A 24,152-nucleotide genomic window follows, 5' to 3' on the forward strand; every position below is an offset into this window, starting at 1 on the left:
TGGGGTAACAGTAAGAATTATTTCTTATTAAAAATAAAAAACAGTCAATTTAGGGGGAACCAGCAATGAAAAAGAAATTTTTAGGTTTTGCAGCAGTAGCATTATTAACAGTCGGCTTAGCCGCTTGTGGGAACAGCAGCTCAAGCTCTTCTGATAGCAGCAGCAGTAAAGAAAGCGACACTCTAGTCGTCGGCGCTTCACCAACACCGCATGCTGAAATCTTGGAACACATCAAACCTTTACTTGAAAAAGAAGGCGTAAAACTAGAAATCAAAAAATTTGATGACTATGTTTTACCAAACAAAGCATTAGCTGATGGCGACATCGATGCGAACTACTTCCAACACAAACCATTCTTTGATAAAGCCGTAAAAGAAAATGACTACAAATTTACGGATGCTGGTGCGATCCATATCGAACCAATGGGCTTATATTCTAAAAAAATCAAAGACATCAAAGACTTGAAAGATGGCGCAACGATCATCACTTCAAATTCTGAATCTGACTGGGGCCGTATCATCACGATCTTACAAGATGCTGATTTAGTTAAAGTTAAAGATGGTGTTGATCTAGAAACAGCCACTTTCGATGACATTGCTGAAAACCCTAAAAACTTGAAATTTGAACATTCAATCGACCCAGCGTTGCTTGCTACGACTTACAACAATGACGAAGGTGACTTAGTCGCTATCAACGCTAACTTTGCTTACGGTGCAGGTCTAAATCCAGTCAACGACGCTTTGTTACTTGAAAAAGATAACTCACCATATGCGAACATCATCGCTGTTCGTACCGAAGACAAAAATGATGCACGCATCAAAAAATTGATCAAAGTTTTACTTGAAAAAGACGTTCAAGACTGGATCTTGAAAAAATGGGACGGTTCTGTAAAACCAGTGGAACAATAAGAATCGCTGACACCGAAGGGAAACTTCCTTTCGGTGTTTTTTTGTCACAATTGGTTCATAAATAAGCGTTATACTAATGAAGGAATTTACTGCTTACAGAAGCTTTAAATTGCAAGCGAACATAATTATAATAATTCTAAATAAATAGTCGTTTTTGAAAAGAAATTATGCGAATCAATTTGTATTCCATTCTCATTTAGATTAAAATGTTTGAGAACGAGAAAAAATATTTGGAGGTACTTTCATGTCAGTTTTAGAAATCAAAGACTTACACGTAGCCATTGACGATAAAGAAATTTTAAAAGGCGTTAACCTAGTAATGAAGACTGGCGAAATCCACGCCATCATGGGACCAAACGGTACAGGGAAATCAACATTATCTGCTGCTATCATGGGCAACCCAAATTATGAAGTCACACAAGGCGAAATCTTGTTTGACGGTAAAAATATTTTAGACTTAGAAGTTGATGAACGCGCGCGTCTAGGCTTGTTCTTAGCGATGCAATACCCAAGTGAAATCCCAGGAATCAGTAATGCTGAATTCATGCGTGCGGCAATGAATGCACGTCGCGATGAAGATGATAAAATCTCAGTGATGCAATTCTTGAAAAAATTAGATAAAAAAATGGAATTATTGAATATGCCAGAAGAAATGGCTGAACGCTATTTAAATGAAGGCTTCTCAGGTGGAGAAAAGAAACGTAATGAGATCTTACAATTATTGATGATTGAACCAACATTTGCGATCTTAGATGAAATCGATTCAGGTCTAGATATCGATGCGTTGAAAGTTGTTTCTCGCGGTATCAACGAAATGCGCGGCGAAAAATTTGGCGCATTAATCATTACGCACTACCAACGTCTATTGAACTACATCGTACCAGATGTGGTACATATCATGATGGAAGGCCGTGTGGTCTTAACTGGAGATGCAGATCTTGCACGCCGTTTAGAAGCTGAAGGTTATGCAGGGATCTCTGCTGAATTAGGTATCGAATACAAAGAAGAAGTTTAGGAGGGCAAGATAGATGAAAAAATGGACAGAATATCTTGAGGCCGTCAAAGCATACTCTGCTGAATGGGCCGAACCTCAATGGATGACCGACTTACGTGTCAACGCGTTGAATAAAATCGACGAATTGCCATTGCCTGTAATCGAAAAAGTCAAATTCGCTCGTTGGAATTTGTACAACGTGAAACCAGAACATCAAGAAATCGGCGGAACGATCCCAAGTTTTGATGAAATGAAAGACAATCCGATCATTGTCCAAGCTGGTGAAACAACGATTTTTGAACAAATCTCGCCAAAATTGGTTGAACAAGGAGTGATCTTCACTGATTTAGTGACGGCACTTCAAGAATATCCTGAATTGGTACAAGAATATTATATGCAAAAAGCTGTACCGGTCGAAGAAAATACGATGACCGCTTTACATGCTGCTTTCATGAATAACGGTGTGTTCTTATATGTACCTAAAAATGTTGTGATCGAAGAACCGATCGAAAGTCTATTCTTACACAACGGCAACGATGACGCTCACTTCTTCAAACATGTTTTGATCGTAGCGGAAGCCAACAGTGAATTTTCTTATTTAGAACGTTTTGAATCTCAAGGTGCAGAAGCCAAAAAACTTTCTGGGAATGTGGTTGTCGAAGTGATCGCTAAACCAGGAGCACGTGTGAAATTCTCAGCGATCGATGCTTTAGGCGCCAATGTGGCAACGTATATGAATCGACGTGGTTATTTGATGCGCGACTCAATGATCGATTGGGCGATCGGGATCATGAATGATGGCAATGTGATCGCAGACTTTGATTCAGATCTAGTCGGAGAAGGTTCACATTCAGAAGTGAAAATCGTGGCGATCAGCACAGGAAAACAAATCCAAGGAATCGATACACGGGTAACAAACAAAGCGCCTCATACGATCGGTCACATCTTGCAACATGGTGTTATCCTTGAAAAATCAACTTTAACATTCAACGGGATCGGCCACATCTTAAAAGGTGCAAAAGGTGCAGATGCACAACAAGAAAGTCGTGTCTTGATGTTGTCTGAAAAATCTCGCGGCGATGCCAATCCAATTCTTTTGATCGATGAAAATGAAGTGACTGCCGGTCACGCGGCCAGTGTTGGTCGGGTCGATCCAGAAGAATTATTCTACTTGATGAGCCGTGGTTTAGAAAAAGCAGCAGCTGAACGTTTGGTGATCCGTGGGTTCTTAGGGCCAGTGATCACAGCGATCCCAGTGAAAGCTACACAAGAACAATTGATTGATCGGATCGAAGGGAAGTTGAACTAATGAAAGATTTTGCTACGATCAGAAATGATTTTCCGATTCTTTTTCAAGAAGTCAATGACGAACCGTTAGTCTATTTGGACAATGCGGCAACTACTCAAAAACCGAAACAAGTATTGGACGTTTTACGTCATTACTACGAAACAGATAATGCGAATGTTCATCGCGGTGTCCATACACTTGCTGAACGTGCAACTGCGGACTACGAAAATAGTCGTGAGAAAGTTCGCGCGTTCATCAATGCCAAAGAAACCGCAGAAGTTCTTTTTACTCGCGGGACAACGACGGGCTTGAACTGGTTGGCACGCAGCTATGGCGATGCGTTTATTAAAGCTGGAGATGAAATCGTCATCTCTTATATGGAACACCATTCAAACATTATTCCATGGCAACAATTAGCGCAACGAAGTGGGGCAACACTGCGTTACCTGCCATTGACAGCGGAAGGCTTTATCGATCTGGACGAAGCCAAAACAATTATTAATGAAAAGACAGCGATCGTCTCTTTAGCGTACGTCTCAAATGTCTTAGGTGTGATTAATCCAATTAAAGAATTGGCCACTCTTGCTCATAGCAATGGTGCAGTCATGATCGTCGATGGAGCTCAAGCAACACCGCATATGCAAGTGGATGTACAAGCGTTAGACGCAGATTTCTTTGCCTTTAGCGGGCATAAAATGTGCGGACCAACTGGAATCGGTGTATTATATGGCAAACGTTCATTGTTAGAACAGATGGAACCGGTCGAATTCGGCGGTGAAATGATTGATTTTGTCCGTCTATATGAAAGTACTTGGAAAGAACTGCCTTGGAAATTTGAAGCCGGCACACCAAATATCGCCGGTGCAATCGCCTTAGGTGGTGCGATCGATTATTTGAATGAAATCGGGATGGATACGATCCATCAGTACGAACAAGAATTAGTTGCTTATGTCTTGCCAAAATTACAAGCAATCGGCGGCGTAACGATCTATGGACCGCAAGATCCTGAACATCATACAGGAGTGATCGCTTTTAATTTAGATGGCATTCATCCGCATGATGTTGCGACAGCACTAGATATGGAAGGCGTAGCGGTAAGAGCCGGCCACCATTGTGCGCAACCATTAATGAATTATTTAGATGTACCTGCGACAGCACGGGCCAGCTTCTATTTCTATAATACGAAAGCCGATGCGGACCGTTTAGTCCAAGCAATCCAAGCGACAAAGGAGTTTTTCAAAGATGGCGCTAACTAGATTAGACAACTTATACCGACAAGTAATCTTGGATCACTCAGCTCATCCTCATCATCATGGCAAATTAGATGAATCGACTAAAACGATCGAGATGAATAACCCGACGTGCGGCGATGTGATCGAACTTGAATTGATCGTTGAAGAGGGCATCATCAAAGACATCGCTTTTACTGGCAGCGGTTGTTCGATCTCAACTGCTAGTGCATCAATGATGACGGATGCAGTGATCGGCAAACCTGTTTCAGATGCAGAACACTTAGCGGTGATTTTTGCTCAAATGGTCCAAGGCAATGAGATTCCTGAAGCAGACGAGAACGAATTAGGCGATGCAGCGATGCTTAGTGGCGTGGCAAAATTCCCAGCACGGATCAAATGCTCGACTTTGGCTTGGAAAGCCTTAGGAAAAGCTTTGACAGATGAAGAAGGAAAAGCTCGCGAAGGACAATTGCATAAAGATTAAATAAAACATTTTTCGTTCTTTAGAAAAATGAATACTTAAATATGAATAAGGATGTCAGCTCTGCTTTTGACAGTTTTCTAGAAACTAAAGATGTTTAGCAGAGTGATATACGGCATGAAAATCAAACTCATTTTTCGTTCTTTAGAAAAATGAATACTTAAATATGAATAAGGAGCGGGATACTATGAGTAGTGTACCAGAAATCGAAGAATATCAATTTGGCTTCCATGATGATGTTGAACCCGTCTTTACGACTGGTGAAGGTCTATCGGAAGAAGTCATCCGCGAAATCTCCCGCGCAAAAGGAGAACCAGAATGGATGTTGGATTTCCGTTTGAAATCCTTAGAAACATTCCGTAAATTAGAGATGCCTGATTATGGTCCTGATTTATCTGGTTTGGATTACGATAAAATCAACTATTTCATTCGATCAAGTGACAAACCAGCGCGTGATTGGGATGATGTTCCAGAAGAAATCAAAACGACCTTCGAGCGTTTGGGAATCCCTGAAGCAGAACGAGCATACTTAGCTGGTGCTTCAGCTCAATATGAATCAGAAGTGGTTTACCACAACATGAAAGATGAATTCAAAAAATTAGGAATCGTCTTTACTGATACTGATTCAGCATTGAAAGAATACCCAGAATTGTTCAAAGAATATTTCGGAACGTTAGTACCGCCGTCAGATAATAAATTGGCTGCCCTTAATTCAGCCGCTTGGTCAGGTGGAACGTTCATCTATGTACCAAAAGGTGTGAAGACGGATATTCCGATTCAATCATACTTCCGTATCAACTCAGCCAATACCGGTCAGTTTGAACGGACATTGATCATCGTGGACGAAGGCGCCAGCATCAACTATGTTGAAGGGTGTACGGCACCAACGTATTCTTCAGATAGTCTGCATGCGGCAGTCGTAGAAGTTTTCGTGAAAAAAGATGGCTATTGTCGTTATACAACGATCCAAAACTGGTCGAACAATGTTTACAGTTTGGAAACAAAACGGGGACAAGCCCAAGAAAACGCAACGATGGAATGGGTCGACGGCAACTTAGGATCAAAAGTTACGATGAAATATCCAAGTGTTTATATGGAAGGTCGCGGTGCTCGCGGAACGATGTTGTCGATTGCCGTTGCTGGTAAGAACATCGTCTTAGATAATGGCGCCCGGATGATTCATAATGCACCGAATACCTCTAGCACGATCGTCTCAAAATCGATCGCCAAAGATGGCGGTGCCGTGGATTACCGTGGAACTGTTCGTTTCGGTCGCGATAGTGCCGGTTCATTCAGCCATATCGAGTGCGATACGATCATCATGGATGATCAATCAAGTTCTGATACGATTCCATACAATGAAATCTTGAATGGGAATGTTTCACTGGAGCATGAAGCGAAAGTCTCAAAAATCTCCGAAGAACAATTGTACTATCTAATGAGTCGCGGTATCTCTGAACAAGAAGCGACTGAAATGATCGTCATGGGCTTCGTCGAACCATTCACCAAAGAATTACCAATGGAATACGCAGTCGAATTAAACCGCTTGATCCAGTACGAAATGGAAGGATCAGTAGGCTAGAAAAAAAGCTAGAAGCACTTGAAAAAGTGTTTCTAGCTTTTTTATTTTGTTCAACTGTACATTTTAAAGTCTATCATGGTTTTCCCGTGGGTTATCACGAAGGTCTTCAACATGGACATCGCCGCTAGTATCGATATCTAGCTCTTCATGGCTTACATTTTCAGTCACTTCTTTTACGTCTTCATGTTCTTGTTTATGAATATCGACTTCTTCACGGACGACTGTACGTTTGTTGACATCGATTTGTTCTTCTTTGATCGGGATAGTGATCGTATCGTCTTCTAAAGTATCATTGATGTCTGTATTTGCAACATCGCCGTTTACCGGTTTTCTTTCGATCACGATTTCTTCTCGTTTCACGGGTACTTCGACGGTTTTTGTTTCATTGACGACATTTTTATGGATATCAACTTTACCAGTTGTCACATCGTGAGTATTAATATCTAATTTTTCTTCTTTAAGCTGGATGCTATCAGTGTCTGTGTCTAGATCAGTTGCCCGTGCAGTGTCTGACGCATGTAGATCATTTGTGCGCGTTGCGCCAGCTGCATGTCTGCCTGCAACATTTTCAGTTGTTTGAGCGGTGTCGTTTTTATAATTATTGACGGTAATAATAATTTTTCCAGCTGAAATATCATCTCTATATTGGTAAAGCGGGTCTGTGCCAGCATAGTCGGCTTCTTCATTCAGTGTTGAATCATATTCATAAGTATCAGCAGAAAACGTATCTTTTATTCTTTCCCATAGTGAGCGATCTTCGTGAGTCGTTTCTACGTCATTTACGTCTGTTTCAACATCGATTCCTGACAATCCAGCAAAACCAAAATTCTTTGCAGCATCTTTCGTGGTGTAGATAATGATGTCATCGCGACTATAGCCTTCTCTTTGAAGTTGTTCAATAACGGATAAAGCTTCTTCTCTAGTACTGTAACTACCAATAACCGTTAGATTTCTTTCCATCATATGAATTGCCTCCTAGTAGATATTTTTGAATACGTTTACAATGTTAGTTTAACGAATAAATGACAGTAAAACAAATAATATGAATGTTGAAAATTAGAAAATCAAATAAGTGTTGCTTCTTTTGTTATAACTAAAAATTTTTATCGCATATTTATTGATGAAGGACATTTTCATCTCATGGAAGGTAGGCTTGATAAAATAATTATTTAGCTTGATTCCTTATCCTATGTAATGAAGGAGGAATAAGTAAATAGGAAATAGTAGCTTCATAAAGTATCTGAGTTGGGCGGCGACGACCATGTCTATCGTGATGGGGATTTTAGGGTTTGGTGCTTGGTTCGGTACGGCGCTAGGCATGCATATCGACGACGAGTTCAATAAGGATTATTATAATGGTAAGGATGAACCATTATTCAAACGCAAGCATGACAAGGGAGATGAATAGGATGGAAGAAACAGTATTCTTTAATCTAGGAAATGCGATTGCAGCAAAACGTGACCCGAAAGAATTGATCAAAGAGGCGCAGATCGTCAAAGACAATCGCGGTCCTTTAGGTAAATTGGTCATCGTGGAAGATGAAACAAATGGCGACCACATTTTATTTGAGGTCAATGATCAAGAAGCACCGTCAGATAGGACCAAAGAATTTAAAGTAAAAGAAGTAATCGAGTAACTAATTACTCGAATAGTGAACAAAAGCTGAGGATCTAAATCTAGATCTTTAGCTTTTTTGTATTTCAGAGGAAATTGACGCAGGTATTTAATGTGTGGATCACACCAAGTGGAATGTACACTTGGCCGCAAATGCAATTGGTTTTAGCCGAAATGGGCGCCGATCACGTGATCTGGGCGCAAGACTATCCTTATGTTAAAGGGGATGCAAAAACGTTTCTGATGAATACGCCGATCCCAGAAGAAGATAAAGAAAAAATTGCTCACGGCAATATCGAAAAACTATTGAAATTAAAATAAGTTATAGACCACGATTAGTTTGTTCTGATCGTGGTTTTTTATTTTTTTTTAGGCAAATAATACCCAAAATATTTAGAGAGTCTTTATTAAAACTTGAATAAATGATACAATAATAAATGTTATTGAACATAAATTGTTTTATAAATAATTTTTAATGTTAATTTAAAGTGTAAAAAGTATTTGTGTAAAGTAGCTGTCATGAATTCAAACAAAGGAGAGCATTCAAAGCGAATGGATAGGTGAGTATGAGTACAGAAAAACAAAAACTAGCAGTCGTAGCGGTGGCTATTTTTATTATCGGAGAAATTTTTGCGTTCGTCAGTATTTTTTTGATTTATTTCAATCGTCAATTTTTTAGTGACCACATCGATATCATCAAAACATATGTGAATGCATCGACAGCCTTTTTCGGATGTTTCTTTTCGGTTTTGTCCGCATTATTGGTCTTTCAGTTTTTACGTTATCAAGAACGACGTAAAGAAATCAAACAGACCCAATTATTATTCGATAAACTAAAAAATGAATACGATCAAAATTACATGATCTTAACAGAATTAGGAAATGAGATCACGAGCGGATCGGCAGAATTAGGGAGATTATTAAAGGAAAGTCCGCGGGTCCGAGAATTATTTATCTTGGCAGTCTATCGGCTAGATTTTTCTTTATTTGTTTCCCATTACCATCAAACGGATTGGCAATCGATGCGAGTTGAGGATAAATATAGAGAACGGTATTTAGAATTATTTGAGCAAACACATAAAATCAATCTGCTTTGTCGCGCGATCATAGAACGTGAAGTCGATACAATCGAGACATTGACGCAAGTCGTCACGCTGATCACTGCTAAGATCACTGAATTAAAAGATCGCCAAGCCATCATCGAAGGTAAAATACCAAGTTTATTTTCACAAGAACCAGAATATCTAACTGAATCAATTCCTTGCGAAGTCGTTCAGGAATAATCGATAAAAGGTGTAGGCATAAGTTACCGCACCTTTTTTTGTATCCATCTAGCAAGTCGATTGAACATTTTCTTTTGCTTGATCGTTAGTATAAGTGACAAGCAATCAATGGATAAAAAAGGAGGTCGTTCGATGTTTTGTTTAATGGTATTGTTTCAAACTAGTGCAGGAAAAATTCATAAATGGCAGTTCAAAAACGTTGATCCAACAAAAACGGCTAACGAATACCAACGATTGTTAGAGCAAATGACGACGCTAGGCTTATTTGAAAAGAACGGCGCGCGATTATTCGATAAAGTCCTTTCAGCAACATTGGTCCAAACGATCGAGACACCAATTTTTGATCTGAGAGATGAAGAATCAGAGTCGATCAGTGAGGTGCCAGAACAAGCGCTGAGACAAGTGCAAGAAATAAGGCTAATCAAGCATGTAAGAGCAATAGAAATCGTCGCGCAGATCAAAAGGTATTTGTTTGCCAAACAAGGAATTTATTGGAACACAAGCTAAAAAAGCAGATCCTAGAGACTAGAATCTACTTTTTCGGTTTATTTGAGCTGGGCTATTTATTAAATTTGTTCCATTTCTTCAACTTTTTCAGCTTCTATTTCTTCTTTTGTATCAAAGTATTGTGAGTGAACAATTACTAAAATGATACCGATGAAGACCATCGCACTCGCAAAGTAGAAGGTATAATTACCGCCAAATTTGGCACCGATCAGACCGGCTACAAACGGTGCTAATGAACCGCCGAAGAAACGAACGAAACTATAAGTAGATGATGCGATGTTGCGTTTGATTCCAGGGATTTCCATTGCGATGGTCGTCATCAATGTATTGATGATCCCTTGGAAGAAACCAGCAACGATCAACGCAGCGGCAACTAAAGTTGGTTGATCAGCATTGATCCCCATTAATACTAGACAGATCACAAAACCGACAAAGCCGATCATCAAGGTATAAAAAGTACCGATCGCACGTTCAAAACGTGTTGCTAAGAAAATCGATGAGATCGCTAATAAAATACCCCAACCAAAGAAAGTCAGACCGATTTGCATTTCTGAGAAGTTCGGCATCAAGAATGGTGCGTAAGCTAATAATGTAAAGAAGCCAAAGTTATAAAGTAAGGCGATCAACCCAACAGAACGCAATTTGTGGTTTTTCAACGCTTTCGCTCCAGCGAAGAACGCAACTTTTTCTGTTTTGCCTTTTGGTTCTTTGAACATGATAAAGATCGATAAGAATGAAATAAACATCAAAACGGACACGCCTGCAAAAGGTAAGCGCCAAGAGATTGAACCAAGTGAGCCGCCAACTAGTGGTCCAATTGACATCCCAAGACCCATCGCTGCTTCATAAAGCATGATTGATTTTTCTGTTTGTCCTACTAAAACACTGACGATCGCTGAAAGAGCAGTTGAGATAAACAACGCATTTCCAAGACCCCAGCCTGCGCGGAAATAAATCAAAGCGTCGATCGTGTTTGATAAACCAGCAAATAGAGCAAATAAAATAATAATTACTAGACCTAACATCAACGTTTTCTTTGTTCCGATACGACTTGACACAAAACCAGTAAACAACATAACAATACCAGTAACCATCATATAGCTTGTAAATAATAAAGTTGTTTGTGCCGGTGTTGCTTGTAATGATTTAGCGATCGAATTTAAAATTGGATCCACTAAACCGATCCCCATAAAGGCGATCATGCAGGCAAAGGCGACAACGTAAGCGGCCTTGCCATTTTCTTTTTCTGTAACTGAGTTTTCATTTAAATTTTCCATTATGTCACCACTTTCCGTTCTATAGTCTACTGATAAAATTATTTTATGTCAATATTTACATAAAAATTTTTACATAAAAATTTCAGAAAAAAAGAAGCAAGCCTCAAAAGACTTACTTCAAACTAATTATTCGGCAAAATATTGCTCGATTTTTTCTTCAGCCCAAGTGCACCATTCAAGCTCTTCTTTACATAAGCGAATTTTCCGTTCTAAGATCAATTCGCGGCCGAAATTTTTTCGTCGTTCAATATCCGATAGCGCATCAAGTGTTTTTAGGACACCAGAGTATTCATTTAATTGTTCATGAAAGTATTGTTGTCTTTCCATGATTAAAAATTTAGCCGTATCGCGATCAAGCGCGGACATCGTAAAGACTTTGGCTAAAAATTCATCTTTTTGTGAAGGGGTGTGGCTAGGAGAGAAGACCCATTCTTTGACGATTTTTTTTCCCGCTGGCGTGATGTCATAGATTTTTCTTTTGCCATCAGGAATATCGACGATCTCGATCAATTCCTGTTTGCGTAATTCTTTTAAAGTGGGATAGATCTGGCTGTGGTGTGCTTCCCAAAATAGATTCAAAAAGCGTTTCAACTCGTAACCAGTCAGCGGCGAACGGACCAGCATCGCCAAGACAACGTAACTAATCGTATTCATTCTAAGATCCTTTCTGGATTTTAACTAAGTAGATTTGCTAAGAAAGTATGTTTTCTAAATATCTGCCCACCTATTGTATCACTGTTTTTATTTTGGGAGAACTATTTATCGGCTCAGTCTTTTGCCGGATGTTTCTGTCTTAATGATACGTTATGATAGGAAGGAGAGGAGAAGATGAGGATGAAAGTACTATTCGTATTTGATGATCAAAAAAACTCTAGCTTTTTTGTTTACGACTTGACCAGTGGTGTAAATACTTTACTGCGGGTTTCTCCTGAAATAAAGATCAAAAATGTGATGCTAGGAGAACTTTATACGCAAGTGCCGATCGAAAAATTTTTGGCTTATTTTTCTGTTGCTTTTTCTATAGAAGTAAAAAAATATCTAGTGTTGAAAAAAGCCGATAGTTTATTGGCAATCAAAGAGGCGGGGTTAGAAGCAGATGGTATGTTTGCTGTTACGATCTATAAAGATTTCGTTGCCCAAAAAAATAAGCAGCATTTTACCAAAGGCGAGCAGCGTCTGTCGCTAGCTGAGGTGGATGCCTACATCAGCTATCAGATCGATGAAGATGGGCAACTGGATGTCTTTGAGCGGCAAGAAGATATCATCCGTTTGATGAAACGAAAAACAGTCAAACCGCGCTTATCTTCTATTACAAATAATTTTGGCACAGTCAAAGAATATGCAGGCAGCAACTTGAATTTGAAAGATATGTTGAAGATGGGGACTGGTTATCTGACTAAAGGAAATGCACGAATGAATAAAATCAATGTGCCTGCCAATCAGACGTTCACAGTAAGCGAGAGTGTGCCGTATCATTTAGTAAGCGTTGACTGGTCTAAAAATGAAATAAAATTACGTTCAGATCTACAAAAGTAAGAAAGTTATTAACAGGGACACCTAAGAAAACGGTTTTAAAAAATAATTTACCCGCTTTCAATTAGATAAACGTTGTTATATCAAGGTTTATCTACGTTTCACAATTGCGAAACTTTTTGATGAAACTGTTTTATCTAGCTTGACATTTGTTAGTAGCATTTGAAAGTAGTTTGTTTTTTAAGAAGTCGAGGATTCGGCTTCTATTTTTTTGCTGTGAATAGGAATTTTCTAGTCTTGTTCGTTCTGCTTTTTCCAAGTCTTTGCTATAATAAACAGTGGGTGATAAGAATGATAAGACGAATTGAAAAATTACGTGCATTAATGACAGAAGATATGATCGACGGCTACTTGGTGACTAGTCCAGCGAATTTACGTTACTTGACGAATTTTACTGGAACAGCCGGAGTAGCGTTCATTACACAAGAACAGGCATATTTTATTACGGATTTCCGTTACATGGAACAAGCTAATAACCAAACACAAGGTCTGACTATCTTACAGCATCAGGGAGATATCGTTGGTGAAATCATTCGCTTAGTCGAATCACAGCAGATCAGTGTATTTGGTTTTGAGGATGCGTTTTTAACCGTGGCTGAGTATTCTGTATTTGAAGAAGTGATCGATGCCGAGTTGGCACCTGCCAGCGGATTGATCGAATCACTACGGGAACAAAAGGATGATGCCGAGATCGCCATCATTGAAAAAGCTTGCGCGATCGCAGACGAAGGGTTCCAGCATGTATTAAAAATGATTCGACCTGGGATGACCGAAATCGAAGTAGCGAACCAATTGGATTTCTTTATGCGTTCGTTAGGTGCTTCAGGGACTTCGTTTGAAACGATCGTTGCTAGTGGTGCTCGTTCAGCGCTGCCGCATGGTGTGGCTAGCGAAAAAGTGATCGAACAAGGGGATATGGTGACATTAGACTTTGGTTGTGTTTATCAAGGGTATGTTTCTGACATCACGCGGACCTTTGCGATTGGTGATCCAGGACAAGAATTGAAGGATATTTATCAAATCGTCTTAGGAGCACAGCAAAAAGTGATTGATGCAGCGAAAGCCGGCGTGACGGGCGCTCAACTTGATGCGATCGCCCGCGATTTTATTACACAAGCCGGTTACGGAGAAGCCTTTGGTCATTCGACTGGCCATGGTATCGGAATGGAAATCCATGAAGGTCCGAATATCAGCCGCAGCAATGAGGATGAGCTGATGATCGGAAATGTGATCACGGATGAACCCGGAATCTACATCGCTGGACTTGGCGGTGTTCGAATCGAAGATGATCTGCTGATTTTAGCAGAAGGCAATCGAATTTTAACCCAATCGCCAAAGGAACTCATCATTTTATAGTTCACGCAGAGTAGTGGTAGCGTAAGTAAAGAAGAAATGATAAACTAGAACCAAATCTGTAAAGATTGGCATAAGTCTGACTTGTTTTATATGAAGAATAAGTGGAAAAATTATGGCGGCAGCATCTATTTTGAATAGATCCTTTTAAAGTAATAGAGGAGGAAGTATCATGATTTCAGTAAACGATTTTAAAACTGGTTTGACAATTGAATTTGATGGCGGCATCTGGCGTGTCGTTGAGTTCCAACATGTAAAACCAGGAAAAGGTGCAGCCTTCGTACGTTCAAAACTGAAAAATTTGCGTACTGGAGCGGTTCAAGAAAAAACGTTCCGCGCTGGTGAAAAAGTGGCGAAAGCGCAAATCGACAATAAAAAAATGCAATATCTGTATGATGAAGGCGACAACTACGTCTATATGGACATGAACAGCTACGAACAAATCGAAATGCCGAAAGAACAAGTGGCAGATGAGATGCGTTATGTGTTAGAAAATACAGAATTGACCGTGATCATGTATGGTTCAGAAGTATTAGGCGTCGATCTGCCAAACACAGTGGTTTTAGAAGTAGCTGAAACCGATCCGAATATCAAAGGTGATACTTCTTCTGGCGGTTCTAAACCAGCAGTGATGGAAACCGGGATCACCGTCAACGTACCGTTTTTCGTTAACCAAGGCGATAAATTGATCGTAAGTACTCAAGACGGAAGTTACGTTTCACGCGCATAAAGAACCTCGGTTCATGTTACAATATGTGTTGTGTCAATCCAACATAATGCGTTAAGGATATCAGACTTATTTTTTCGGTAAGAAAAAATAATTACACTTGAAGGAATAAGGATGTCAGTCCAACTTTTTACAGGGTATAATGAGAAAGAACAGAATCAATTGAAGCAAGTACGTTATAGCTGGTGAAGTATAGTTGGATGATATACGGCATGACTATCAGACTTATTTTTTCAGTAAGAAAAAATAATTACACTTGAAGGAATAAGGATGTCAGTCCAACTTTTTACAGGGTATAATGAGAAAGCACCAGAATCAATTGAAGCAAGTATGTTGTAGCTGGTGAAGTATAGTTGGATGATATACGGCATGACTATCAGACTTATTTTTTCAGTAAGAAAAAATAATTACACTTGAAGGAATAAGGATGTCAGTCCAACTTTTTACAAGGTATAATGAGCAAGCACCAGAATCAATTGAAGCAAGTACGTTATAGCTGGTGAAGTATAGTTGGATGATATACGGCATGACTATCAGACTTATTTTTTCAGTAAGAAAAAATAATTACACTTGAAGGAATAAGGAGAGAATAAGATGGCAGATGAAAATAATTTGGTTTTAGGTGCAACTCCTGAACTTGGCGAGATTATCATTGCACCAGAAGTGATCGAAGTTATTATCGGGATCGCAGCTTCAAAAGTTGACGGTGTTTATGGCATGCGCGGAACGTTAGCAAGTAACGTTAGCAAATTGCTAGGAAAAGCTGCTCACGGTAAAGGTGTATATCTTAAAAATGATGAAGACGGCTTGAAAGTCGATATCTATTCTTACTTTGACTATGGTATTTCGGTGCCGAAAGTAGCCATGGCAATGCAAGAACGTGTCAAACAACAAGTTTTATTCATGACAGACGTCGCATTGAGCGAAGTAAATATCCATGTTGTTGGTGTAGTCGCTGAAAAATTAGAGCAACCGACCCTACAAGAACTATTTAATGATGAAGAGGAAAATAATGAGTAAAGAATTATCACGTCATGAAATCCGCGAAAAAGCATTACAAGCTTTATTCCCGTTAGATTTCAACCAAGAATTAACAAAAAAAGATGCGATCAACCATGCGTTGAGCATTGATCAACAAGAGTTTGTCAGTGAAGACGAAGAAGCGTTTGTTCCAGTCTATCTAGATGAATTAGTCGGCGGCGTTGTCGAACATCAAGCGGAATTAGATGAAATCATCCAAAACCATTTGCGTTCGAACTGGTCGATCAAACGGATCGCAAAAATGGATTTGATCTTATTGCGTTTAGGTATCTACGAAATGTTATACAATCAACAAGTACCCAATCGCGTTGTTTTGAATGAAGCAATCGAATTAGCGAAAACTTTTAGTGATGACCAATCAAGAAAGTTCGTCAATGGGATCTTATCGAATGTAATGAAAGAGATCGATGAAGCTGGGGCAAATAGCTAATTTTAGCTATTTTTCCCAGCTTTATTTTCAACTATATAAAAAAGAAGCGGGGCTTGAACGTGGCACAACTTATTAATGGTAAAGAATTAGCAGAAAAATTGCAGCAAAAAACGGCTACTCGAATTGAAGAACTAGCAAAACGAGGCATCCATCCAGGATTAGTCGTGTTATTAGTCGGTGAGAACCCCGCCAGCCAAATCTATGTTCGCAATAAAGAACGTGTGGCTAAAAAAATCGGTATCCATTCTGAAGTCAAACGCTATCCAGCAACGATCACAGAAGCCGAATTGATCAAAGAAATCGAATTTTTTAATCAATCAACAGAATTTCACGGTATTTTAGTCCAATTACCATTACCAGATCATATCAATGAAGACAATATCTTATTAGCAATCGATCCAGCCAAAGATGTCGATGGTTTCCATCCAATGAATATCGGTCGTCTTTTCGCCGGTATGCCGCAAACGATTCCGTGTACCCCGTATGGCATCATGAAAATGTTTGAAGCCTATGATATTCCGCTAGCGGGTAAAAAAGCCGTAGTGATCGGTCGAAGCAATATCGTTGGCAAACCAATGGGAATGTTGCTTTTAGCGGCAGATGCAACCGTTACGATGACCCATTCAAAAACAGTTGACCTGCCAGCTGTGGCAAGGGAAGCGGATATTTTAGTCGTGGCGATTGGCAGAGGGCATTTTGTAACGAAAGAATTTGTCAAATCAGGTGCAGTCGTGATCGATGTCGGAATGAATCGCAATGATGAAGGAAAATTGATCGGCGATGTGAAATTCGACGAGGTTGAACCGCTCGCAAGTTATATCACGCCAGTTCCTGGCGGTGTCGGTCCAATGACGATCACGATGCTGATGCAGCAAACGGTCGAATGTTGTGAACGACAAGTACTGGATCACGAATAGCAAAGAGGTGTTCAGATGACACAAGAGTACTTAACAGTCAGTGCATTGAATAAATATATCAAACGAAAATTCGATGTAGACCCGTATTTGGAGCGGGTCTATTTGACCGGAGAAATCTCCAACTTTCGGATGCGTCCCAACAATCATCAATATTTTAGTTTGAAAGATGAACGTTCTAAAATCAATGCGATCATGTTCAAAGGAGCATTTCAAAAATTAAAATTCACCCCTAAAGAAGGGATGAAAGTGTTGGTCGTTGGCCGCGTGGCGTTATACGAAGCTAGTGGGATGTATCAAATCTATATCGATCACATGGAACCTGATGGCGTCGGCGCTTTGTATCAAGCATTAGCTGAGTTGCGTGAAAAGCTGGAAAAAGAAGGCCTGTTCTCGCAACCGAAAAAAGCTTTGCCTCGCTATCCAAAACGAATTGCGGTGATCACAAGTCCCAGCGGTGCCGTGATCCGAGATATCATTACGACGGTCAAACGTCGTTACCCGATTGCACAATTGGTGTTGTTTCCGACCTTAGTTCAAGGGGATAAAGCAGCCGCTGATATCGTTAAAAATATCAAAAAAGCTGAAACGATGGACTTTGACACGATGATCATTGGCCGAGGTGGCGGTTCGATCGAGGATCTGTGGCCTTTCAACGAAGAAGTGGTTGCACGAGCGATCGCAGCATCACCGCTTCCGATCATTTCATCTGTCGGCCATGAGACAGACACGACGATCGCCGACTTAGTTGCGGATATGCGAGCAGCTACACCAACGGCGGCGGCTGAATTGGCCGTTCCGGTCTTATCAGAAGAAATTTTACGGATCAAAGAAAAACAAGCACGATTGGAACAGGCTTTCTTGCATCAATTGCAACGTAAAAAAGAACGTTTTGAACGCTTGCAAAAATCCTATATTTTTAGGCAGCCGAATCGCTTGTATGAAGCACAAAGTGTGCAATTAGATCGTTTGACGCAACGCTTGCAGCAAAATATGACTGTTTTAGTCAATCAACGGGAGCGTGAATTGGTGCAGTATCATACCCGATTGGCCCAAGCGAATCCTGTCAGCCGGGTCAAACAAGCACAACAGCAACAAACGTATCTGCAAGAACGTTTGCAACAACAAATGCAAGCCTATCTAGAGATGCAACAGCGCAGAGTCCAACAAGCCATCACTTCTTTGGATCTATTGAGTCCACTGAAAACGATGGGACGCGGCTTTACTTATACGACCCAAGAGGATCAAGTGATCCGGACGGTCAAGGATTTGAAAGAAGCGGATGTAACGATCCATTTTGTGGATGGGACCGTGAAAGCAGCCATTTTAGAAATTGACGAGGTGAAAGAATAATGGAAAATAAGACGACTTTTGAAGAATCGATTGCTCAATTAGAAGCGATCGTGACCCAATTAGAACGTGGCGATGTCCCGTTAGAAGAAGCTTTGGATGCTTTTCAAAAGGGCATGGTCTTGAGCAAACAGTGCCAAGATACGTTGACTAAAGCTGAAAAGACCTTGACGAAGATGATGAGTGAAGACGAAGAAGTCCCGTTCGCTGGTGAGGAGGAAGCCTAGATGTTGCAGCAGCTTTCAGCTCAAGAATTGCCAAAAGTCGAACAAGAGATGATCGATTTTATCATACAATATACTACACATGAAGACTTGCAAAAGAGTATGCTGTATTCAATCGAAGCTGGCGGCAAGCGGATTCGTCCGTTGATCGTGTTAGCGACAGTCAGAGCCTTTCAAAAAGCATTGAACGCACCTGTTTATCAAACGGCGGGGGCCTTGGAGATGATCCATACATATTCACTGATCCATGACGATCTGCCGGCGATGGATGATGACGATCTACGACGCGGCAAGCCAACAAATCACAAAATTTTTGGCGAAGCGTTAGCGATTTTAGCTGGCGATGGCTTGTTGACTGGGGCTTTTCAATTGATCAGTGAAACGACTTTGGAGCCAACGGAAAATGTTTTATTGATTCAACTATTGGCTAAAGCAGCTGGGATCGGCGGAATGGTCGCAGGACAAGCCGGTGATATGGCTGCTGAACATCAGCAAGTATCGTTGGAAGAATTAAAAGCTATCCACCGAGGCAAGACAGGGGCTTTATTGACCTATGCGTTTGTGGCTGGAGGCATTTTAGCGCAACAACCAGAATATGTCCTTAACTTATTGGAAAAGTTAGGCGGACATATTGGCTTGGCTTTTCAAATTCGCGATGATTTATTAGACGTTGTCGGAACGACTGAAGACTTAGGCAAACAAGTTGGTCAAGACGAAAAATCAGAAAAAAGTACGTATCCAGCTTTACTGAGCCTGGATGGCGCCAAAGAAGCGTTGGAGAAAGAATTGGCGCAAGCCGAAGCAACGGTCGAACAATTGACTGAAGCAGCTGAATTCCAACCGCAAGTATTTCAAGAATTATTAGCATTATTTACGTTATGATCATTCATGATGCTGGAAGAAAAAGAGTCAGATAGAATTGAATCTATCGATTAGGAGAAGACGATGAAAAAAGAACGTGTCGATGTTTTAGCGTTTAATCAAGGATTATTCGAAACACGAGAAAAAGCCAAACGAGCTGTGATGGCTGGGCTAGTTTACGATGCCAAGAATGAACGTTTAGACAAACCAGGTGAAAAAATCTCGATCGAAACGGTTTTACAAATCAAAGGTCAAAGTTTGGCTTATGTATCTCGCGGCGGTTTGAAGTTAGAAAAAGCGTTGAAAGATTTTGATGTTTCGATCGATCAAAAAATCTTATTAGATATTGGATCTTCCACCGGCGGTTTTACCGATGTCGCTTTACAAAATGGTGCAACACTAAGTTATGCCCTAGATGTTGGCTACAATCAATTGGCTTGGAAATTACGACAAGACGAACGGGTCATCGTAATGGAACGGACAAATTTCCGCTATTCAAAATTAGCAGACTTTGAACATGGCCAACCAAACTTTGCGACGATCGATGTGTCATTTATTTCCTTGAAATTGATTTTACCGCCATTACATGAGATCTTGACGGATGATGGCGATGTTGTCGCATTGATCAAACCGCAGTTCGAAGCAGGTAAAGAGTACGTTGGGAAAAAAGGGATCATCAAAGATCCGAAGACCCATTTGATGGTTTTAAAAGAAATCACTGATTTTGCGACTGCTCATGGATTTGACGTCCAAGAATTGACATTCTCACCGATAACCGGCGGCGAAGGAAATATCGAGTTTCTTGCTCATCTTAAAAAGGTGCCTGAAACAGGTCAATTGAATCCAACGATCGATTTAGAAGATGTAGTCGCGCAAGCTCATCAACGTTTAGATAAGTAGCGAGTAAAGGAGGACAAGGGATGAGAAAAAAAGACCGGCATCAACTGATCACACAATTACTGAGGGAGTTCGATGTAAAAAAACAAGAAGATTTTGTTGAGATTTTGGCGCAACAAGGTGTGATCGTCACACAAGCAACGATCTCGCGCGATATCAAAGAGATGAAGTTAATCAAAGTACCGGCACAAAACGGCGGCTATCGTTACAGTATGCCGCGTAAAGAACCAGAAGATGTGAATGAAAAATTAGGCGATTTATTAAAAGATGCCGTGATCTCGGTTGATCAAATGGAGAAGTTCATCTCTGTAAAGACACTGCCGGGGAACGCTTCAGCGTGTGCAAATCTATTAGAAAAACAATTTTTTAAAGTCTTGTTCACCACTATGAATGATGACGACGGCGTATTGATGATCGCACGAACCCAAGAGGATGCGGTCTGGATCCATCATGAGATCTTGGCGAAAAGTCAAAATAATTAGCTTGCTGGAATAACAGTATTATCCGGCATTTCAGTCAGCAAATACATTAGTAAGATAAGGGGAACGAAACATGTTACAAGAACTGACCATCAAAAATTTTGCGATCATTTCTTCCTTGCATTTAGGTTTTACTGATGGAATGACTGCTTTGACGGGAGAAACAGGTGCCGGCAAATCGATCATTATCGATGCGGTCAGTCTCCTTGCAGGCGCACGTTCTTCCATGGAATACATCCGTCAAGGCAGTGAAAAATGTCTCGTGGAAGGTTTGTTCGATCAACCAGAACAAGCTGAATTCAAAGTATTATTAGAAGAGTTAGGGATCGAAGTCGATGAAGCTGGCTTGATCGTCCAAAGAGATTTGAATCTATCTGGAAAAAGCGTTTCGCGGGTCAATGGACGAATCGTCACGTTAGCGAATTTACGTCGAATCGGTCAATACTTGGTCGATATCCAAGGACAAAACGACCATCAAGAATTGATGCATCCGGAATCACATCTACGGTTATTGGATAGCTTTGGCGATGCAAAATTTCAAACGGTCAAAAATACTTATAAGCTAGCTTACCAAGCCTATCAAACATTGGCGAACCAAGTGAAAAAGTTCAAACAAAATGAACAAACATTTGTCCAACGTGTCGATATGCTGAAATTTCAACAAGAGGAAATCGGTAATGCTGAACTTATGCTCGGCGAAGAAGATCGTTTGATCGAGGAACGGGACAAATTAACGAATTATCAAAAAATCGTTGATAGTTTTTCTTACAGTTATCAAGCGATGACTAATGAAGAGACGAGTGCCTTAGATGCGATTGGTTCTGCTAGCCAAGAACTTCAGACGATCGCTTCTTTAGATAAAGATTTTGAGACGATTTCAGATAATGTTCATAGCGCTTATTATTTATTGCAAGATGCAGTCAGTGAAATCGGCCGGCAATTAGATTTGCTTGAATTGGATGAAGAACGTTTGGATCAAGTCAATGAACGGCTAGAATTGATCCATCAATTGAAACGCAAGTACGGTGATTCAATCGAAAGAATCTTGCGGTATTACGATCAGATCAGCCAAGAATTGTTAGATTCTGATTTTTCAGGCGATAAATTAGAAAAGTTAGAAAAAGAATTAGCGGAAAAAGCAGCCGTTTTGCAACAGCTAGCTGAAAAGCTGCAAGCAGCCAGAATGGCAATGGCTAAAAAACTAGAGACAGCGATCCAACATGAATTAAAAGATCTCTATATGGAAAACGCCCGTTTTGAGGTCACGTTCAAACCGATTCGTTTTTCGGCCGACGGAATCGATGAAGTCGAATTCTATATCACTACGAATCCTGGGGAGCCTTTGAAACCTTTGGTAAAAGTAGCTTCGGGCGGGGAGATCTCTCGAGTGATGCTGGCCTTGAAGACGATTTTTTCAAAAACGCAAGATTTGACTAGTATCGTTTTTGATGAGGTCGATACAGGTGTCAGCGGTCGAGTAGCCCAAGCAATCGCAGATAAGATCTATCAAATCGGTGAAAATTCACAAGCCCTATGTATCACCCATCTACCGCAAGTAGCAGCCAAAGCAGATCATCAACTCTTTATCCGTAAAGAAGTGAGCGATGGTCGGACGACCACCAAGGTCGAAGAATTGTCTGAAGGTGAACGTACAAAAGAAATCGCACGGATGTTGGCAGGGACAGAGATCACCGAACTGACGGTCCAACACGCTAAAGAACTCTTACAATTAGCAAAAAAATAGAATCTGGAACAAAAGTAGCTGATACTTTTGTCTCAGATTCTTTTTTTACGAAAAAAGGTGCTGAAAAGTCAGCTGCGCTTGCTAAGAACGCATAGACCGGATTTCAACCTTGTTGATTACATAATACTGATGATGCTGCTTAAGATCAATGAACCGATGGTCAATATCAACATCGTCCAAATAACGATCTTCGTTACTTTAGAAAAAGTACTCGTGGATTTTTTCTCACTCATGGTGTCACCATCCTCAAAAAATTTCAAGTTTATCATACTCTATTTTTCTGCACTCCGCAAATTAGAGCGAAAAACTTTTAAAAAATACTAAACAATTTTTTTTGGCTAATCTGCAAATTTCAATTGTTAAAACTTGCTAAATCCTATATATTTTTAAATGAAATGCAACACGAATGTAATGCGAATACAGTATAGTGAACAGTAGTAATTTGAAGAGGAAGGACTGTTTCTTTTGGCAACTTTTTCACCTATTTTAATTTTATGGTACATTTTTCCAGTCATCGTTTTTTTTGCATCTGATTATATCGTCAATTTATTTAAATTGAAACAACGCTTCAACATAAAAACCCCCGATATCACCGTGCCGTTTTTGATCGTTGGGATGCACGAGATCTCAAAAAGTTTCAGCACGTTTTCTATTTTACCTTATTTTTTGTTAACGATTTTATTATTAGGTATCGGTGTTGTTGTTTTTCAAGCATATCGTTATCGTGAAATCATGTACGGACGCTTTTTCAAGATGTTCTGGCGTATGACATTCTTATTGTCGATCTTGATGTATTTTCTGTTGATAATCGTTAGTATTTTAAGCTTTTTTTAAACAATAAAAACTTTTTAAAAACTGCGAATTACTTTTATAGTGACTGAAATTACAATATGGTTAGTAAAGGTCAATAAAGTGTTATTTTTGTTTTTTACAAAGTGTGGTAGATTGTGGGTGATTGTGGTAGACTAAACTCATGTAGTGGGGAAGGGGTGTAGTCTAGATGTTCATGGGCGAGTTCCAGCACAATATCGACGCAAAAGGGCGTTTGATCGTGCCATCAAAATTACGTGAACAACTAGGTGAAAAGTTTGTGGTTACCCGCGGTATGGATGGCTGCTTGTTTGGATACCCTTTAACTGAATGGAATCAATTAGAAACCAAGTTGAATGAGATGCCGCTTTCTAAGAAGGATGCGCGTGCCTTTGTTCGTTTCTTTTATTCCGCTGCTACTGAGTGTGAGATCGATAAGCAAGGACGGATCAATATCCCTGCATCGTTACGCACCCACGCATCTTTAGAAAAAGAATGTGTCATTATCGGTGTGGCCAACCGGATCGAGATCTGGGACCAAGTCCGCTGGAATGACTTTACGAAAGAAACAGAAGCAAGCTTTGATGACATTGCAGAGACAATGATCGATTTTGGATTTTAG

At 40.1% G+C, this 24,152-nt stretch carries 29 protein-coding genes; 25 read left to right on the plus strand and 4 right to left on the minus strand.

The window, feature by feature from the left end; genetic code table 11:
- Window positions 1-65: 65 nt before the first annotated feature.
- From ACKTSC_RS01295 to sufB, 6 genes are all read left to right on the plus strand, one after another.
- Entirely contained in the window at window positions 66-908 is an 843-nt protein-coding gene (locus ACKTSC_RS01295; protein ID WP_407856619.1) for a MetQ/NlpA family ABC transporter substrate-binding protein, read from the plus strand.
- 244 nt (window positions 909-1,152) lie between these two features.
- Window positions 1,153-1,923 (plus strand): Fe-S cluster assembly ATPase SufC, encoded by a 771-nt coding sequence (gene sufC, locus ACKTSC_RS01300; RefSeq protein ID WP_332580783.1) that lies wholly within the window; start codon window positions 1,153-1,155, stop codon window positions 1,921-1,923.
- 13 nt (window positions 1,924-1,936) lie between these two features.
- Entirely contained in the window at window positions 1,937-3,211 is a 1,275-nt protein-coding gene (gene sufD, locus ACKTSC_RS01305) for a Fe-S cluster assembly protein SufD (protein WP_332580784.1), read from the plus strand.
- Window positions 3,211-4,446 (plus strand): cysteine desulfurase, encoded by a 1,236-nt coding sequence (locus ACKTSC_RS01310; protein WP_407856620.1) that lies wholly within the window; start codon window positions 3,211-3,213, stop codon window positions 4,444-4,446. The genes sufD and ACKTSC_RS01310 overlap by 1 nt, the downstream gene beginning before the upstream one ends.
- Complete coding sequence (gene sufU / locus ACKTSC_RS01315; protein WP_332580786.1) at window positions 4,433-4,906, plus strand: Fe-S cluster assembly sulfur transfer protein SufU; 474 nt, start codon at window positions 4,433-4,435, stop codon at window positions 4,904-4,906. The genes ACKTSC_RS01310 and sufU overlap by 14 nt, the downstream gene beginning before the upstream one ends.
- Window positions 4,907-5,090: 184 nt before the next feature.
- Window positions 5,091-6,485, plus strand: coding sequence for a Fe-S cluster assembly protein SufB (gene sufB, locus ACKTSC_RS01320; RefSeq protein ID WP_332580787.1), 1,395 nt, complete (start codon window positions 5,091-5,093; stop codon window positions 6,483-6,485).
- A 63-nt stretch (window positions 6,486-6,548) separates the two neighbouring features.
- Here sufB and ACKTSC_RS01325 read toward each other — a convergent pair whose 3' ends face one another.
- On the minus strand, window positions 6,549-7,448 hold the full coding sequence (locus tag ACKTSC_RS01325; RefSeq protein ID WP_407856621.1) for a DUF2382 domain-containing protein: 900 nt from the start codon (window positions 7,446-7,448) through the stop codon (window positions 6,549-6,551).
- Window positions 7,449-7,746: 298 nt separating this feature from the next.
- On the opposite strand from ACKTSC_RS01325, the gene ACKTSC_RS01330 reads away from it, so the two are divergent.
- The 5 genes from ACKTSC_RS01330 (at window position 7,747) to ACKTSC_RS01350 (ending at window position 9,890) form a co-directional block, all read left to right on the plus strand.
- Window positions 7,747-7,893 carry a hypothetical protein gene (locus ACKTSC_RS01330; RefSeq protein WP_407856622.1) on the plus strand — a complete coding sequence of 49 codons (147 nt, stop codon included), beginning with the start codon at window positions 7,747-7,749 and terminating at the stop codon, window positions 7,891-7,893.
- Window position 7,894: 1 nt separating this feature from the next.
- Entirely contained in the window at window positions 7,895-8,122 is a 228-nt protein-coding gene (locus ACKTSC_RS01335; RefSeq protein ID WP_332580606.1) for a hypothetical protein, read from the plus strand.
- Between the two features lie 92 nt (window positions 8,123-8,214).
- Complete coding sequence (locus ACKTSC_RS01340) at window positions 8,215-8,421, plus strand: amidohydrolase family protein (protein WP_407856623.1); 207 nt, start codon at window positions 8,215-8,217, stop codon at window positions 8,419-8,421.
- Between the two features lie 245 nt (window positions 8,422-8,666).
- Entirely contained in the window at window positions 8,667-9,383 is a 717-nt protein-coding gene (locus tag ACKTSC_RS01345) for a hypothetical protein (RefSeq protein WP_407854788.1), read from the plus strand.
- Between the two features lie 132 nt (window positions 9,384-9,515).
- On the plus strand, window positions 9,516-9,890 hold the full coding sequence (locus tag ACKTSC_RS01350; protein WP_407856624.1) for a DUF2922 family protein: 375 nt from the start codon (window positions 9,516-9,518) through the stop codon (window positions 9,888-9,890).
- A 59-nt stretch (window positions 9,891-9,949) separates the two neighbouring features.
- On the opposite strand, the gene ACKTSC_RS01355 is transcribed toward ACKTSC_RS01350, so the two are convergent.
- Both ACKTSC_RS01355 and ACKTSC_RS01360 read right to left on the minus strand, forming a co-directional pair.
- Window positions 9,950-11,167 (minus strand): MFS transporter, encoded by a 1,218-nt coding sequence (locus tag ACKTSC_RS01355; RefSeq protein ID WP_332580602.1) that lies wholly within the window; start codon window positions 11,165-11,167, stop codon window positions 9,950-9,952.
- 126 nt (window positions 11,168-11,293) lie between these two features.
- Entirely contained in the window at window positions 11,294-11,821 is a 528-nt protein-coding gene (locus ACKTSC_RS01360; protein WP_407856625.1) for a PadR family transcriptional regulator, read from the minus strand.
- A 180-nt stretch (window positions 11,822-12,001) separates the two neighbouring features.
- Between ACKTSC_RS01360 and ACKTSC_RS01365 the strand changes: the two genes are divergently transcribed.
- The 12 genes from ACKTSC_RS01365 to recN all read left to right on the plus strand — a co-directional run bounded on the left by ACKTSC_RS01365 (window position 12,002) and on the right by recN (window position 22,720).
- Window positions 12,002-12,703, plus strand: a complete 702-nt coding sequence (locus tag ACKTSC_RS01365; RefSeq protein WP_407856626.1) for a hypothetical protein — start codon at window positions 12,002-12,004, stop codon at window positions 12,701-12,703.
- Between the two features lie 288 nt (window positions 12,704-12,991).
- Window positions 12,992-14,056, plus strand: a complete 1,065-nt coding sequence (locus ACKTSC_RS01370) for a M24 family metallopeptidase (protein WP_332580599.1) — start codon at window positions 12,992-12,994, stop codon at window positions 14,054-14,056.
- Between the two features lie 169 nt (window positions 14,057-14,225).
- Window positions 14,226-14,783 carry an elongation factor P gene (efp, locus tag ACKTSC_RS01375; RefSeq protein WP_332580598.1) on the plus strand — a complete coding sequence of 186 codons (558 nt, stop codon included), beginning with the start codon at window positions 14,226-14,228 and terminating at the stop codon, window positions 14,781-14,783.
- Window positions 14,784-15,374: 591 nt separating this feature from the next.
- The gene (locus tag ACKTSC_RS01380; protein ID WP_332580597.1) at window positions 15,375-15,800 is read left to right on the plus strand and encodes an Asp23/Gls24 family envelope stress response protein; all 426 of its coding nucleotides are present in this window, start codon (window positions 15,375-15,377) and stop codon (window positions 15,798-15,800) included.
- On the plus strand, window positions 15,793-16,251 hold the full coding sequence (gene nusB / locus ACKTSC_RS01385; RefSeq protein WP_332580596.1) for a transcription antitermination factor NusB: 459 nt from the start codon (window positions 15,793-15,795) through the stop codon (window positions 16,249-16,251). Before ACKTSC_RS01380 ends, nusB begins: the two co-directional genes overlap by 8 nt.
- 59 nt (window positions 16,252-16,310) lie before the next feature.
- The gene (locus ACKTSC_RS01390; RefSeq protein WP_407856627.1) at window positions 16,311-17,168 is read left to right on the plus strand and encodes a bifunctional methylenetetrahydrofolate dehydrogenase/methenyltetrahydrofolate cyclohydrolase; all 858 of its coding nucleotides are present in this window, start codon (window positions 16,311-16,313) and stop codon (window positions 17,166-17,168) included.
- Between the two features lie 15 nt (window positions 17,169-17,183).
- Window positions 17,184-18,518 (plus strand): exodeoxyribonuclease VII large subunit, encoded by a 1,335-nt coding sequence (gene xseA, locus ACKTSC_RS01395; protein WP_407856628.1) that lies wholly within the window; start codon window positions 17,184-17,186, stop codon window positions 18,516-18,518.
- Complete coding sequence (locus ACKTSC_RS01400) at window positions 18,518-18,742, plus strand: exodeoxyribonuclease VII small subunit (RefSeq protein ID WP_332580593.1); 225 nt, start codon at window positions 18,518-18,520, stop codon at window positions 18,740-18,742. The genes xseA and ACKTSC_RS01400 overlap by 1 nt, the downstream gene beginning before the upstream one ends.
- Window positions 18,743-19,621: a polyprenyl synthetase family protein gene (locus ACKTSC_RS01405; RefSeq protein ID WP_407856629.1), complete on the plus strand. Its 879-nt coding sequence runs from the start codon at window positions 18,743-18,745 to the stop codon at window positions 19,619-19,621.
- 63 nt (window positions 19,622-19,684) lie between these two features.
- Window positions 19,685-20,500, plus strand: coding sequence for a TlyA family RNA methyltransferase (locus ACKTSC_RS01410; RefSeq protein WP_332580591.1), 816 nt, complete (start codon window positions 19,685-19,687; stop codon window positions 20,498-20,500).
- 20 nt (window positions 20,501-20,520) lie between these two features.
- On the plus strand, window positions 20,521-20,979 hold the full coding sequence (locus ACKTSC_RS01415; RefSeq protein ID WP_407856630.1) for an arginine repressor: 459 nt from the start codon (window positions 20,521-20,523) through the stop codon (window positions 20,977-20,979).
- A 70-nt stretch (window positions 20,980-21,049) separates the two neighbouring features.
- Entirely contained in the window at window positions 21,050-22,720 is a 1,671-nt protein-coding gene (recN, locus tag ACKTSC_RS01420; protein WP_407856631.1) for a DNA repair protein RecN, read from the plus strand.
- A gap of 116 nt (window positions 22,721-22,836) precedes the next feature.
- Here the strand turns inward: recN and ACKTSC_RS01425 are convergent, their stop codons facing one another.
- A complete protein-coding gene (locus tag ACKTSC_RS01425) occupies window positions 22,837-22,953 on the minus strand; it encodes a DUF4044 domain-containing protein (RefSeq protein WP_332580588.1) in 117 nt (38 codons plus the stop codon).
- Window positions 22,954-23,185: 232 nt separating this feature from the next.
- Here ACKTSC_RS01425 and ACKTSC_RS01430 point away from each other — a divergent pair, with 232 nt between their 5' ends.
- Together ACKTSC_RS01430 and mraZ are read left to right on the plus strand one after the other, a co-directional pair.
- Window positions 23,186-23,554, plus strand: coding sequence for a DUF3397 domain-containing protein (locus ACKTSC_RS01430; protein WP_332580587.1), 369 nt, complete (start codon window positions 23,186-23,188; stop codon window positions 23,552-23,554).
- Window positions 23,555-23,720: 166 nt separating this feature from the next.
- Window positions 23,721-24,152 (plus strand): division/cell wall cluster transcriptional repressor MraZ, encoded by a 432-nt coding sequence (gene mraZ, locus ACKTSC_RS01435; RefSeq protein ID WP_332580586.1) that lies wholly within the window; start codon window positions 23,721-23,723, stop codon window positions 24,150-24,152.

The organism is Enterococcus hailinensis (assembly GCF_045862035.1).
Classification (GTDB): domain Bacteria; phylum Bacillota; class Bacilli; order Lactobacillales; family Enterococcaceae; genus Enterococcus_A; species Enterococcus_A hailinensis.